General features: G+C 64.7%; 12 protein-coding genes. 11 read left to right on the top strand and 1 reads right to left on the bottom strand.

The window, feature by feature from the left end:
- Positions 1-47 precede the first annotated feature (47 nt).
- The 5 genes from ACFP9U_RS01650 (at position 48) to ACFP9U_RS01630 (ending at position 5,680) form a co-directional block, all read left to right on the top strand.
- Positions 48-1,241, top strand: a complete 1,194-nt coding sequence (locus ACFP9U_RS01650; RefSeq protein ID WP_378618530.1) for an acetyl-CoA C-acyltransferase — start codon at positions 48-50, stop codon at positions 1,239-1,241.
- 202 nt (positions 1,242-1,443) lie between these two features.
- Positions 1,444-2,016 (top strand): putative glycolipid-binding domain-containing protein, encoded by a 573-nt coding sequence (locus ACFP9U_RS01645; protein WP_378618528.1) that lies wholly within the window; start codon positions 1,444-1,446, stop codon positions 2,014-2,016.
- 240 nt (positions 2,017-2,256) lie between these two features.
- A complete protein-coding gene (locus ACFP9U_RS01640; RefSeq protein ID WP_378618527.1) occupies positions 2,257-2,760 on the top strand; it encodes a DUF421 domain-containing protein in 504 nt (167 codons plus the stop codon).
- A 94-nt stretch (positions 2,761-2,854) separates the two neighbouring features.
- Entirely contained in the window at positions 2,855-4,288 is a 1,434-nt protein-coding gene (locus tag ACFP9U_RS01635) for a glutamine synthetase family protein (RefSeq protein WP_378618525.1), read from the top strand.
- Between the two features lie 105 nt (positions 4,289-4,393).
- The gene (locus tag ACFP9U_RS01630; protein WP_378618524.1) at positions 4,394-5,680 is read left to right on the top strand and encodes an NAD(P)/FAD-dependent oxidoreductase; all 1,287 of its coding nucleotides are present in this window, start codon (positions 4,394-4,396) and stop codon (positions 5,678-5,680) included.
- 19 nt (positions 5,681-5,699) lie between these two features.
- Here ACFP9U_RS01630 and ACFP9U_RS01625 read toward each other — a convergent pair whose 3' ends face one another.
- Positions 5,700-6,890, bottom strand: a complete 1,191-nt coding sequence (locus tag ACFP9U_RS01625) for an NAD(P)H-dependent oxidoreductase (RefSeq protein WP_378618593.1) — start codon at positions 6,888-6,890, stop codon at positions 5,700-5,702.
- 303 nt (positions 6,891-7,193) lie between these two features.
- Between ACFP9U_RS01625 and ACFP9U_RS01620 the strand changes: the two genes are divergently transcribed.
- The 6 genes from ACFP9U_RS01620 (at position 7,194) to ACFP9U_RS01595 (ending at position 13,770) form a co-directional block, all read left to right on the top strand.
- Positions 7,194-8,219, top strand: coding sequence for an ABC transporter substrate-binding protein (locus ACFP9U_RS01620; RefSeq protein WP_378618522.1), 1,026 nt, complete (start codon positions 7,194-7,196; stop codon positions 8,217-8,219).
- A gap of 40 nt (positions 8,220-8,259) precedes the next feature.
- Entirely contained in the window at positions 8,260-9,030 is a 771-nt protein-coding gene (locus tag ACFP9U_RS01615; RefSeq protein ID WP_322452819.1) for an ABC transporter ATP-binding protein, read from the top strand.
- A complete protein-coding gene (locus tag ACFP9U_RS01610; protein WP_378618520.1) occupies positions 9,020-9,874 on the top strand; it encodes an ABC transporter permease in 855 nt (284 codons plus the stop codon). Before ACFP9U_RS01615 ends, ACFP9U_RS01610 begins: the two co-directional genes overlap by 11 nt.
- 230 nt (positions 9,875-10,104) lie before the next feature.
- A complete protein-coding gene (locus tag ACFP9U_RS01605; protein ID WP_378618519.1) occupies positions 10,105-10,992 on the top strand; it encodes a PhnD/SsuA/transferrin family substrate-binding protein in 888 nt (295 codons plus the stop codon).
- Positions 10,989-12,446 carry a sensor histidine kinase gene (locus ACFP9U_RS01600; protein ID WP_378618517.1) on the top strand — a complete coding sequence of 486 codons (1,458 nt, stop codon included), beginning with the start codon at positions 10,989-10,991 and terminating at the stop codon, positions 12,444-12,446. The genes ACFP9U_RS01605 and ACFP9U_RS01600 overlap by 4 nt, the downstream gene beginning before the upstream one ends.
- Positions 12,436-13,770, top strand: a complete 1,335-nt coding sequence (locus ACFP9U_RS01595; RefSeq protein WP_378618516.1) for a sigma-54-dependent transcriptional regulator — start codon at positions 12,436-12,438, stop codon at positions 13,768-13,770. Before ACFP9U_RS01600 ends, ACFP9U_RS01595 begins: the two co-directional genes overlap by 11 nt.
- The last annotated feature ends 44 nt before the right edge of the window (positions 13,771-13,814 follow it).

Here is a 13,814-nt window from a genome sequence, read left to right as displayed (position 1 = left end):
CCGGCATCGGCACCGGACCGGTAACATTCAAAGCGCAAGGGCCCGTTATGACCACCACATCCGATCCCGTCGTCATCGTCTCGGCCGTGCGCTCTCCGCTGGGCCGCTTCCTCGGCGATCTCGCGCCCATGCAGGCGAGCGCACTCGGCGCCCATGTCATCGGCGCGACCCTCGAACGCGCGCAGCTGTCGCCCGACCGGCCGGACGAGGTGTACATGGGCTGCGTACTACCCGCCGGCCAGGGACAGGCCCCTGCCCGGCAGGCGGCGCGCGGCGCCGGCCTGCCCGATACCGTCGGTGCCACCACGATCAACAAGGTCTGTGGTTCGGGCATGAAGGCGACCATGCTGGCGCACGATGTCATCCGCGCCGGTTCGGCCGATGTCGTCGTGGCCGGAGGCATGGAGTCGATGTCGAACGCACCCTATCTGCTCTCGCGCGCCCGCTCCGGCTATCGTGTCGGTCATGACCGCATCTTCGATCACATGATGCTCGACGGTCTGGAGGATGCCTACGAACCTGGACGTGCCATGGGCGACTTCGGCGAAGCAGCCGCCGAGGCTTACCAGTTCACGCGCGCCGACCAGGACGCCTATGCTATCGAGACCCTGTCCCGCGCCCGTACAGCGATCGAAACCGGGGCCTTTTCCGACGAGATCGCGCCGGTCACCGTCGCGGGCAAGGGCGGCGACAAGGTCGTCGACACCGACGAGCATCCGCTGAAGGTTTCGCGGGAGAAGATCCCCAGCCTCCGGCCGGCCTTTCGCGCCGACGGCACGATCACGGCCGCAAGCGCCTCCGCCAATGCGGATGGCGCTGCCGCGCTCATTCTCACGCGCCGCTCGGTCGCCCAACGTGAGGGCCTGCCCGTCCTCGCCGAGATCAGGGCACATGCCACGCACAGCCAGGAGCCGGCCTGGTACACGACGGCCCCGATCCCGGCGATCCGCAACCTGCTGCAGAAGGCGGGCTGGAGCGTCGATGAGGTCGATCTCTTCGAGATCAACGAAGCCTTCGCGGTGGTGGCGATGACCGCGGCCAAGGAACTGGGGATCGCGCGCGACCGGCTCAACGTCAACGGCGGAGCCTGCGCGCTCGGTCATCCCATCGGCGCCACCGGCGCCAGGCTGATCGTGACCCTCTTGCATGCCCTGGCTCGGCGGGGCTTGACGAAGGGGATCGCCGCTCTTTGCATCGGCGGCGGCGAAGCCACCGCGATCGCCATCGAGCGCACACATTGACGCGCAGCGGTGCGGGCGCGTCGTAGAAGACGGCATGCGATGCGTTCCTTGTGATTAAGGCGGGCGTGGTCCCCAACAACCCTTGCCGTGCCCTATCGATCAGACAACTGTCCTCACGACCTGAGGTCTGGACTCAATGCTTAGCGGGATGCGACGATTGCGTGGGTAGAGGACGGCCATCTCACCACGGTCGCAGCCAAAAATGAGCATGGAGCGGAAATCGGACGTAATATTCTGGCGTCGAACGGACATGGCGGGTTTGGAGCGTCTGATGCTGACGGTTTCCGCCGATGCTGTGCACGCAGTGTCGAGCGTGATCTGCGTGGAGGACGGCGGTTACCGGATCGACCACCGATGGAAGATATCACCTGATTGGCGGGCGCTTTCGCTGGAGGTGGAGAAATGGGGCGCGGGCGAATACACCCGACTGACGCTCGAGCGGGCCGGCAAGGGTTGGAATGTGGACGGGATACATCGCCCTGATCTCGACGGAGCGGATGAGCCGGATCTATCAGTGACGCCCTTCTGCAACACATTTCCGATTCAACGACTGAAGACCGAAAAGCGGGAGAGCCTCACTCTAGAGACCTGCTACATAGACGCTGCGTCCATGACGGTGACGTGTTCACGCCAGAGATACGACCGACTGCGCCCGAAATTCCTACGCTACATCGACCTTGGTCTTTCCGCCGGATTCGAAGCGGACCTGCAGGTTGACGATAGGGGCTTGATCGTCAGCTATCAGGACCTTTTCGAGCGCGTGGCCGCCCGTTAAGGAAAATTTGATTGGCTTGACGCCCCGATGGCCGGGAATAGGTGCCCGCCGTTGCGGCAAGGAACTCTCGGCAGCATCGGCCGGATCGATTGTCATCATCATGAGTTGATGAGGCGTGGCAGTCGGTTCGGGACGCGTGAACATCGCGATCCTGCTCACCCCATGAACGTCATCGGCCTGTGGCTGCCAACCTACTCGATGTGATCACGAACCGGAGGACGGATCCCGATGAGTCAACCGATGCTGTTCGACAATTGGGAAAACCTGTTGCGGATCCTGCTCATCGGCGGGGCAGCCTATGTCGCGCTGGTGTTCATGTTGCGCATATCCGGCAAACGGACGCTGAGCAAGATGAATGCTTTCGACCTCGTGGTCACGGTTGCGCTGGGGTCCACGCTCGCCACTGTCCTTCTGGACAGGAGCATCCCGCTGGCCGATGGGGTGCTGGCTCTGTCGCTGCTCGTCGCCCTTCAATATGTCATTACCTGGGGGTCGGTTCGATCCCAGTGGCTGCAAAAGCTCGTCAAGAGTCAACCCAGCGTGCTGGTCGAGAAGGGCAGCTACCGGGACGAGGCGATGCGCATCCAGCGCGTGACCAGGGAAGAAGTGGAGGCCGCTCTTCGGCAGCATGGGCATTCGAGTCTGGACTCGATCGATCGTGTGGTTCTGGAAACGGACGGTTCGCTCAGCGTCATCCCGAAGAGCGATCGGCATCAGAGCCGCCGCCGCGCATGGAGCCATTGAGGTTTAAGGCGCTTGCGACCAAACCGCGTCATGCCCTTCCCAATCTCTTTTCCGGACGTCTATACTCGCGCATCCGAAAAACGCCTGGTGATCGATGCTGGACAACAAGAAGACGATACGGCCCCGCGGGCGCAGCGGACGCACGCGCATGCCCGCATTCCTGAAAAATCTGCGCGGCGTGAAGAACTGGAAAGAGGCTTCGGCCTGGCTCGAGTGGCGCGGCATCGAGGATATCGAGTGCATCACGCCGGACCAGGCGGGTGTGGCGCGCGGCAAGATGATGCCGTCGAAGAAATTCACCTCCAACACCTCCCTGGCGCTGCCCTCGGCGGTGTTCATGACCACGATCTCCGGCGGCTACCCGGAAAGCGGCAACGGCTTCCTCTATCCGGAAGACGACGGCGACCTGAAGCTGGTGCCGGACCTTTCGACCCTCTCGGTCGTCCCGTGGGAAAGCGACCCGACTGCGCAGGTCATCTGCGACCTCGTCCATCAGGACGGGCGCGTGGTCGCATTCAGCCCGCGCAACGTCTTGAAACGGGTGATCGCGAAATATGCCGAGCACGGGCTGAAGCCCATCGTGGCGCCGGAGATCGAATTTTATCTCGTGCACAAGAACCCCGACCCCGACTACCCGCTCACCCCGCCCGTCGGCCGCTCGGGGCGGCCCATCGGCGGCGGTCAGGGCTATTCGATCGCCGGCGTCAACGAGTTCGACGAGTTGATCGACGACATCTACCATTTCTCCGAAAGCCAGGGGCTGGAGATCGACACGCTCATCCACGAGGAAGGGGCGGGGCAGCTCGAGATCAACCTGCGGCACGGCGACCCGATGGAGCTCGCCGACCAGGTGTTCATGTTCAAGCGCACCATCCGCGAGGCGGCGCTGAAGCACGACACCTACGCGACCTTCATGGCCAAGCCGATCCAGGAGCAGCCGGGCTCGGCCATGCATATCCACCAGTCCGTGGTCCAGGCGAAGACGGGCAAGAACGTCTTTTCCGACGCGCACGGCGAGGAGACCGACGCCTTCCGCCACTTCATCGGCGGCCTGCAGCGGCATATTCCCAATGCCCTCATCATGCTGGCGCCCTACGTGAACTCCTACCGCCGGCTGACCCAGGGCAACGCGGTGCCGGTCAACACGCGCTGGGGTTACGACAACCGCACGACGGCCTTCCGCGTGCCGCGCTCGGATCCGGGCTCCCGGCGCGTGGAAAACCGCATCCCCTCCTCCGACGCCAACCCCTACCTGGCGCTGGCTGCCTCGCTCGCCTGCGGCCTGATCGGCATTCTGGAAAAGACCCCGCCGGATGCGCCTGCCGGCACGGCGGTGAACCAGGATGAGATCGAACTGCCCCGCGGCCTTCTCGAGGCGGTGGCGCTCTTCGAGGGCGACGCGGCGTTGTGCGACATATTGGGTGAGCCTTTCACCACCACCTACGCGGCGATCAAGCGGGCCGAGTTCGAAACCTTCATGCGGGTGATCAGCCCGTGGGAGCGGGAGTATCTGCTGCTGAATGTGTGATTTGGGAAGAGGTGAATGGCTGACAGCATTTCGTAATTCTGCAGCCGCTCCAAATATCGGTCGCACCTCCATTCTCCATTTACCATTCACCGTTCATCTATCCCCATGCCCTACCAATCCCCCATCTCTCCCGGCTACTCCTGGTATGAGGCCAGCATCGGCGAACGGCCGGAATTTCCGGCACTCGATGGTGACCTGCAGGTCGATGTCGCCGTCGTCGGGGGCGGCTTCACCGGGCTTTCGGCGGCCGCGCATCTCGCCAAGGCGGGCGTGAACGTCGCACTGATCGACGCCCACCGCTTCGGCGACGGCGCCTCCGGGCGCAATGGCGGCCAGCTCGGCACCGGTCAACGGGCCTGGCCGGAGGAATTGGAAGCCGATCTCGGCTTCACGCGCGCCAAGGCGCTGTTCGATCTCGGCGAGGAGGCCAAGGCGCACCTGCTTTCCTTCGCCGAGGCGAACGGGATCGACATCGACTACATGCCGGGGCAGATGTCAGTCGTCCACAAACGGCGCTACCTCGACGACTACCGCGCCCATGCCGAGATCATGGCCGAGCGCTTCGACTATCCGCACGTCACCTTCATGGACCGCCGGGAAACAGCGGAGCGACTCGGCTCCAACCACTATTTCGGCGGCATCCGCGATACCGGCACCGGCCACATCCATCCTTTGAAGCTGGTCGTGGGCACCGCTCGCGTCGCGGCCGCCGCGGGGGCGCGGCTTTTCGAGAGGACGCCGGCGGAGAGCATCAAATCGGACGGCGGCAAGGTGCGGATCGCCGCGGCCCGTGGCACCATCACCGCCGACAAGTGCCTGATCGCCACCAACGCCCATGGGGGCGGGTTGGAGCAGACCACGGCGGCGCATCTGATGCCCATCGGCTCCTTCATCGGTGCCACCGTGCCCCTGGCGGCCGACAGTCCGGTGCTACCCGGCGGCGAAAGCGTCGACGATTCGCGCTTCGTTGTGCGTTATTTCCGCAAGACCGCGGATGGCCGGCTGCTCTTCGGCGGCAGGGAAGCCTATTCCAGAAACAACCCGGGCGGCATTGAGAAGGCGATCCGCCGCCAGATCGCCGAGATCTATCCCGCGCTGGCCGATGTGGAGATCACCCACACCTGGGGCGGCTATGTCGGGATCACCATGCCGCGCCGGCCTTTCGTGCGCGAGGTGATGCCGAACGTGATCGCCGTCGGGGGCTATTCGGGCCACGGCGTCATGCTGGCGAACTTCACCGGCAAGCTTTATGCGGAAACGGTGGCCGGCAATCGGGACCGGCTCAAGCTCTTCGAAGAGCTGAACATCCCGCCATTTCCCGGGGGTACGCGCCTTCGCCCCATCCTGCTTTTCCTGGCGCTCAACTGGTATGCGCTGCGCGACAGGATCTGAACAAACCCGGTAAGCGCCCTCACCCGGCGGCCAGCACCATCTCATCCTGCCTGCGGCGCAGTTCCATGAGTTTGGTGCCGGGCACGGGCGCGGCATTGTCATAGGTCAGGAGCGCGCCCTTCCTTACCGGTGCGGTCACCGTGCCGCCTTCCAGAAGGCCGCAGGGAACAGCGTTGGCGGCGCGCGCGTCCTCCACCGTCATGATCCAGGAACGGTAGGTGTACTCGCCGATCGCATCCAGCCTCTCGCCCCGCTGCAGGTCGCGCTTGGCCACAGCGCAAACCTCTGCCACCGGCCGGTCGAGCGGCACCATGTCGGCCTTTCCGTAAAGAACCGCGCGGGCGCAGGTGAGCGGCACCTCAAGGCTTGTCAGATGATGCGGGCGATAGAAGGTGAAGTAGGGACCATCCCCGAGCTTCAGGTCCGCCATGCGCTCACGGAGCCGCGGATGAGCCATGTCGGCGATGACGAAGACCCCAGGGGCGACGCCCGGACCGACGGAGAAGTCCACGCAGCCCTTCTTCGACAACACGCCGCCATCGGAAACGGGACACAGAACGCGCGGCAGGTCCTCCAGCGAGGCCATCGGGCCGTGCATGCCGGGCCTGTCCGGCACGAGGCCGGTTGCGTTGGCGATCGCCGCCATCTCCACCATGGTCTTTGAGCCGTCGACGAACTCCACCAGCATGCGCGGGTTCATGTTGCGGCGTTTGGCTTCCTCACGGTAGTCGTCGGGCACGGCGTCGGGATTGAACGGGTTGTTCTTGCCCTTGCCGGCGGCCACGATCTCGTGGCCCATCGCCGTGACGAACTCGATGAGCTCCATGCAGGAGGACGGCTCGTCGCCGGCACCCACGGAATAGACCACGCCCTGCCTGTCCGCCATGCGCCGAAGATAGGCGCCGATGGTGACATCGGCCTCCACGTTCATCATGACGAGATGCTTGCCCGCCTCGATCGCCGCAAGTCCCAATTCGGCGCCGGCGGCGGGCCTGCCGGTGGCGTCCACGACCACCTCGACCTCCGCGCATTCCGTGAGCTGCATGGCGTCACCCACAATCGCCGTGCGCCCGGAGCGGATCACGTCCGCCATGGCACCCGGCGAGGCGGCCCGCGCGGCGCTTTCCGGCGGACGGCCAGCTATGCGGATCGCGGCTTCCGCATTCACATAACGCCGGTCGACGATCGCCGCCACCTCGATGCCCTGCATCAGCGCGACCTGGGTGACAATGTCCGTTCCCATCTCGCCGCAACCGATGACGCCGATGCGCACGGGCCTCCCCTCTTCCGCGCGGCGGGCGAGGTCGCGCGCCAGTCCAGTCAGGGCCACATTGGTCATCGGCTTAGTCCCGGTATCGAATATGCGGCGGAGATAGAGGGGCCGCGGGAGGCTTTGTCAACCGTCGTGATCGCCGCGCCGCAGGCCGCTGCAATCCGCGCAAATTTCCCTTGCCCCCCGGGAACCGCTGTGCGAGACCCCAGCGAAAATCCTAAAAGCCGAAGGGAGAGGCTCATGCCTATGATTTCGCGCAGGACATTCGCCGTGCTGGCGCTCGCCGGGACCGCCGCCGGCATGCTGTCCGGCGGTGCTTCGGCGGCGGACAAGATCAATGTGGGCATCATTCCTTCGCTCACGTCCCATTCGCCGAGCATCATCGCCGAAGCCAAGGGCTATTTCGCCGAACGGGACCTTGAGATCGAATTCGTCAGCTTTCAGTCCGCACAGCCCATGGCGGTGGCCATCGCCTCGGGCGACGTCGATTTCGGCATGACGGCGATTTCCGGCGGGCTCATCAGCCTGGCCGACAAGGGCGTCATCAAGGTGATCGGCGGCGCTCTGCAGGAGACGCCGGACATCGAAGGCCAGAAGATCCTCGTCTCCAAGGCCGCCTTCGACGACGGCGTAAAAACGCCGGCCGACCTGGAGGGCCGCAGCTTCGGCATCACCAGCACCGGCTCGTCCTTCCACTACATGGCGCACAAGATCGCCGATGGCGAGGGTTTCCCCCGCTCCGCGATCAGCCTGAAGCCGCTGCAGAAGGTGCCGGCCGTCATCGCCTCCCTGCAGACGGGGCAGATCGACGCCTGGTCCATCGTGCCCAGCATCGCCGGCAACCTGACGACCGGCGGAGATGTGATCGAGATCGGAAATATCTCGGACTACATCGACAACTATCAGGTGACAACCATCTTCACCTCGACGGCCAACACCCAGGAAAAGCCCAAACTGGTGGAGCGCTTCCTTGCGGGTCTTTCAAAGGGTATGGCCGACTATAACGCCGCGCTTGTCGACAAGTCGATGAGCGAGGACAAGACGGCCGAGATCGTCGCCGCGATCCACGAATATATCTATGCCGACCAGCCGCTCGAGAAGGCCGGTCCGCGCATTCGCGCCGGCGCCATGCGCATGAGCCCGGGCGCGGCCCTGAACCTTGCCAGCGTCGAAGACCAGCTCGAATGGTTCAAGTCCGAGGGTCTCGTTCCGGACGGCGTGACCATGGACAAGCTCGTCGATCCAGGCTTCGTGGAAACCCGCTGAGCGCTTCCGCCGCCGGAGCGGCTAAGCCGGAACGGATGAAATGCAGCTCATCCTCACAGGCATCCGCCACTGCTATGGCGGCACGAGCGTCGTGGACGACATCTCGTTCACCGTCGGCGACGGGGAGATCGTCTGCATCGTCGGGCCGTCGGGTTGCGGCAAGTCCACCTTGCTCAGGATTGCCGGCGGGCTGGAACGGCCGGACGCGGGCGAGGTGCTGGTGGCGGGCCAGCCGGCGGACGGCTCGCTGAACCCCCTCACCTACATCTTCCAGGATTTCGCGCTCCTGCCGTGGCGCACGGTGGAGGGCAATGTCAGCCTTGTCCTTGAAGACCATGCCGTCGGGCGCGAGGACCGGCGTGCCATCGTCAAGGATGTGCTCGCCCGCACCAATCTTTCCGAGTTCGCCCGCGCCCTGCCGCGGCAGCTTTCCGGCGGCATGAAGCAGCGCGTGGCAATCGCCCGCGCGCTTGCGGTGAAGCCCGCAATCATGCTGATGGACGAGCCGTTGTCGGCGCTCGACAGCCAGACCCGCGAACTCCTGATGGACGACCTCGTAGCGCTGTGGCAACGCGAGCGCTTCTCGGCCTGCTACGTTACGCACAACCTCAATGAGGCGGTGCGGCTCGGCCGGCGCATCATCGTGCTTTCACGGCGGCCGGGGCGCATTCGCGAGGTGGTGGAGATCGACATGCCGCTGGCGCAAAGGCCGCAACGGCTTGCGGAACTGGAAAAACTGCAGCGGCGGGTCTGGGAGATCATGCGCGAAGAGGCGCGCGAGGCCGACAGGGAGATTTCCGATGTCGCGTGAAGTGGTCGATGCCGATGACGAGAGGACCGAGGGCGGCCCGGCGGCCGACATGCAGGCGGTGCGCCCCGTTCCTTTCCGCGGCGGCGGCTTCACCCATGGGCGGCGGCTGGGGCCTGTCGCGCCGCTGGTCTTTCTCTCGGTGCTTGTTCTTTGGGAGGCCGGCTCGCGCAGCGGCATCATCAGCCCCGTCGCCCTGCCCGCGCCGTCGGAGGCGCTCGGCGCGCTGGCCGATCTCGTCACCACGGGCATGCTGTGGAAGCATCTCGGCGCGAGCCTCTACCGCCTGGCTATCGGCTGGACGCTGGGCAGCCTCCTCGGCATCGCCGTCGGGCTTCTGATCGGCCTCTTCTCGCTGGCGCGCGCCGGCCTCCTGCCGCTCGTCTCGGCCCTCTTTCCCATCCCCAAGATCGCCCTTCTGCCGCTCTTCATCATCTGGTTCGGTATCGGCGAAGGCTCGAAAGTGGCGACCATCCTGTTCGGCACGTTCTTTCCGACCGTCATCGCCACCTATGGCGGGGTCGACAATGTCGACCGCAACCTCATCCGCATGGGCCAGTCCTTCGGCCTGTCGTGGCTGTCGATCGTGCGCAAAATCATCGTGCCCGGCGCAATGCCGGCGATCCTGTCGGGCTTCCGAATCTCCGCCTCGATCGCCATCGTGCTTCTGGTGGCGGCCGAAATGATCGGCGCCGAACACGGCATCGGCGCCTATATCCTCATGGCGGGTGCGCTCTTTGCCACGGACCAGCTGATCGCCGGCGTGGCGCTGCTGTCGGCCCTGGGGCTGACGATCGGCTGGCTGATCGGCCGCGCCGAGCGCGCGCTCCTGTCCTGGCGCACCTAGCTGGGCGTGCTGGCCGCCATCACCTTGCCGCCGTGTCGCGCATCCGGCTCTCCATCTCGCCGAGCAACTCCGCCGGGACCTTAAGGGCCGCGCCGTTCTCGTCGATACACCTGGCATCGTAACGGGACAGCGCAAAGCCTTCGAGCGTTGCGCAGTTCTGGCATGACCCTCAGTCGCATTTTGCGATCGCATACACTAAACTTTGCGGGCGACTTACTTGGGAGGACCTGATGGAAATCTCCGGCCGGCGCAGGAGCGCGGGCCTTTCACGTCGTGACGTTTCGCTCGCGTTGGCTGCGAGCCTCTTGGCCGCCAGTTCTGTCACCGTCCGCGCCAACGAGACCACGTTCAAATTCGGCCTGACGCCGGTCTTCCTGACCAGCGACTTGGAACTGCTTGGTCATTTGAGGACATACCTGTCCGGTAGGATCGGCGGTCCGGTCGAACTGGTTATGCGGCGGACCTACCAGGAAATCACTGCGCTATTGGTTTCGGGCCAGATCCAGTCGGCATGGATCTGCGGCTACCCCTATGTGCAGTACCGGGAGCGGCTGGATCTGGTGGCCACGCCCTCCTGGCAGGGAAAGCCGCTCTACCAGTCCTATCTGATCGTCCCCTCCGATCGCGCAGCCAGCAACTGGCGGGACCTGCGCGGAGACATCCACGCCTTCTCCGATCCCGACTCCAATTCGGGTTTCCTCGTCACGCGCACGCTGCTTGCCGAGCACAGGATGATGCCGGATGAATTCTTCGCGCGACACTTCTTCACCTACGGACATCGCAACGTCGTCCGCGCCGTGGCGTCACGCCTGGCGCAATCGGGAAGCGTCGACGGCTATGTCTGGGAGGTTATGCGCGAGACGGAGCCGGACCTTGTCGCTCGAACGAAGATCGTCAGACGCTCCGAATGGCTAGGCTTCCCACCCATAGCGGCGCCGAAATTCCTGGCCGACGAACCCGCGCTTGTGCGCTTAAGAAAGGCGCTCGTCTCGATGGCCGACGATCCCGACGGAAAGAAGGTGCTGGAGCTTTTGAGGCTGGACGGTTTCGTGGTGACAGAGCCTTCCTTGTTCGACACGATCGCCGCCAAGGTCGAGACGGTAAGGCAGTTCGGATGAAGCTGATCAATCGCATCAGATCGATCCCGATCTCCTATCGCATGCCACTGATCGTGGCACTCTTGATGGTGGCGGTCAGCGCGGCGATCTCCGAGCGGGTTCTCGACCGCCTGTCACGCACCCAGGAGCGATTCCTGGACGGGCTGGCGCAGACCTATCTCGACGGGCTCTCTTCCGCGGTTCTGCCTGCGGTGCTGCGTGACGACGTGTGGGAGGTGTTTGACGCGCTTGACCGGTCCGCCTCTTCCTATGGCGCGCTGGCTCCGCTGGAAACGATCGTGACCGGAGCCGACGGGCGCGTGCTGGCAGCAAGCGATCCTGGAAGGATCGCCGCCTACTCCGAATTGCCGGATGGCTTTGTCGACCGATACGGTCCCGGTCTGGTCACCATCGACGAGACCTCGATGACGGGATTTACGCGTCGCGAGCTCGTCTACCAGGGGCTGCCGATCGGCACGATTCATGCGACGTTCGACGTGGCGCACCTGTTTGCCGAGCGGCGCGAGATCCTCATCACGCTTCTCGTCACCAACGGCGCGCTGGCCGCCCTTTTTTCATTGGGGGGATTTCTGCTCGTCAGGCGGATGATCGGCCCGATGCGCGTGCTCGAAAGCCATATGCGGGCCGCAGCGAACGGGACAGCCGAGCCGATCTCACCGGGCGAGTTCCCCTCCCGGGACCCGGAAGTCGCAAGCCTGTTCCGTGGCTATAACGCCCTGGTGCATGCCGAGCGTGAGCGAGCGGACCTTGCAATGCGGCTCGCCGAGGAAGAAAAGGTGGCGAGCCTCGGGCGGCTCGCCTCCGGTATGGCGCATGAGATCAACAATCCACTCGGCGGTCTGTTCAATGCTCTCGACACGCTGAAAAAGCACGGCAGCACGCCCGGAGTTCGCATAACCTCGATCAACCTGATCGAGCGTGGATTGCAGGGCATTCGAGAGGTCGTCGAGGCGGCGCTCGCCAATTACCGGCCCGAGCGCTCCGCTCGCCTGATTTCGCCGACGGACCTGGAAGACGTTCGCTTGCTCCTCAGGCCGGAGCTGCGGCGCCGCCGCCAGCGCCTTGCCTGGACCGTCGAGTGGAGCGACCAGGGCGAATTGCCCATCAAGAGCGCCCCCGTGCGGCAGGCAGTATTGAATCTGCTCCTGAACGCGAGTGCCGTGACAATGGAAGACGGCGAGATCGGACTTGCGGCCCGTGTCTCCAGCGGAGAATTGAGCATTGAAATTCACGATCAGGGTCCGGGATTTCCCGGAGACATCGCCGGTATACTGGTCGATGATGATCCTGGCCCCGCATTGCGCGCTGGCGGCGGATTAGGCCTATGGATGGTGCGGCGCGTGGTTGACGATCTCCGTGGAGAGGTGAGAATTGTCGAGAAGCCTGAGGGCGGAACCGTGGTGACCTTGATCTTGCCTTTTCCCGGTGAGGAGAGACGGGCCGATGCCGCCTGAACGCCCACGCATAGGATTGGTCGAGGACGACCCGGTGATGGGCGGGTCGATCATCCAGCGGCTGGAGCTGGAGGGCTGGGATGTGACCTGGTGGCAGACGGGCCGCGCGGCCATCGAAGCTACAGGTTCCGCCGCCCTTGACCTGGTCGTCTGCGATATCCGCCTGCCGGACATGTCGGGTGAAGCCGTTTTCGGCGAGCTTGCCAAGCGGCCGGACACGCCGCCCTTCCTGTTCGTCACAGGCCATGGCGAGATCGACCAGGCAGTGAGGCTTATGCGCTCGGGCGCCGTCGACTTCATGACCAAGCCGTTCAGCATGGACGATTTCCTGAAACGCATCGAGGCAGGCCGCAGAACCTCGACCTCGACCGCTCGCATCACGGGATGTCTCGGGGAATCCACAGCCATCCGGCGGGTCGAGGATTTGCTGCACCGTTACGCCGGCCACGATCTTCCGGTACTGATCACTGGGGAGACTGGATCGGGCAAGGAAGTGGCGGCACGGCTTCTGCACCAGATATCCCCGCGCGCCGCCGAACCTTTCGTCGCCGTCAACTGCGCGGCGATCCCGGTGGAACTTCTGGAAAGCGAGATCTTCGGTCACGAGAAAGGTGCCTTCACCGGCGCTCACGTGCGGCACCTCGGCTATGCCGAGCGCGCCGGCAGGGGCACGCTCTTCCTCGACGAGATCGGCGACATGCCGCCTGCCCCGCAGGCGAAGCTCTTGCGCCTCATCGAGGATGCGGGCTTCACGCGGCTGGGTGGGGAGGCGATCATCCCTTTCCGGGCACGCATCGTCGCTGCCACCCATCGCGACCTGGCGGAAGGCGGATCGAACACGGGCTTCCGAGACGACCTCTATTTCCGCCTCGCCGTGCTGCCGGTTGAAATTCCACCCTTGCGCAGGCGCCCGGAAGACATCTCCTGGCTGTTGGACCGCTTTCTCGGGAATGCGGTCGCCCGCACCGGCGCGCGCATCCGTGGCTTCAGCGCGCTGGCCGAAGAGGCAGCACTGGCTCATCCCTGGCCCGGTAATGTTCGCGAATTGCGCAACCGGGTCGAGCGCGCGGCCGCACTCACCAACAATGAACGGATCATGCCGGGAGACCTTTTTCCCGAACAGGCATCGGCCGCAGGCCATGCCGCCTTCACGCCCCTGGCCGAGATCAGGGACGCGGCCGAGCGCCGGCAGATCGAGCGCGCGCTGGCGGAGGCAGGCGGGCAGGTTGGCAAGGCCGCAGGGCTCCTTGCCATCTCGAGGACCACGCTCTGGGAGAAGATGACGCGCTTCGGGATGAAGGAGCGCGCACGTTCGGATTCCTGAACCACGGGCGGTGCGGCATGTTCGGAACTTCGAACATGTCTCCG

The organism is Nitratireductor sp. GCM10026969 (assembly GCF_042660605.1).
GTDB lineage: Bacteria > Pseudomonadota > Alphaproteobacteria > Rhizobiales > Rhizobiaceae > Chelativorans.
The sequence above is the reverse complement of the archived record's forward strand: the minus strand, read 5'-3'. Positions and strand labels throughout refer to the sequence as shown.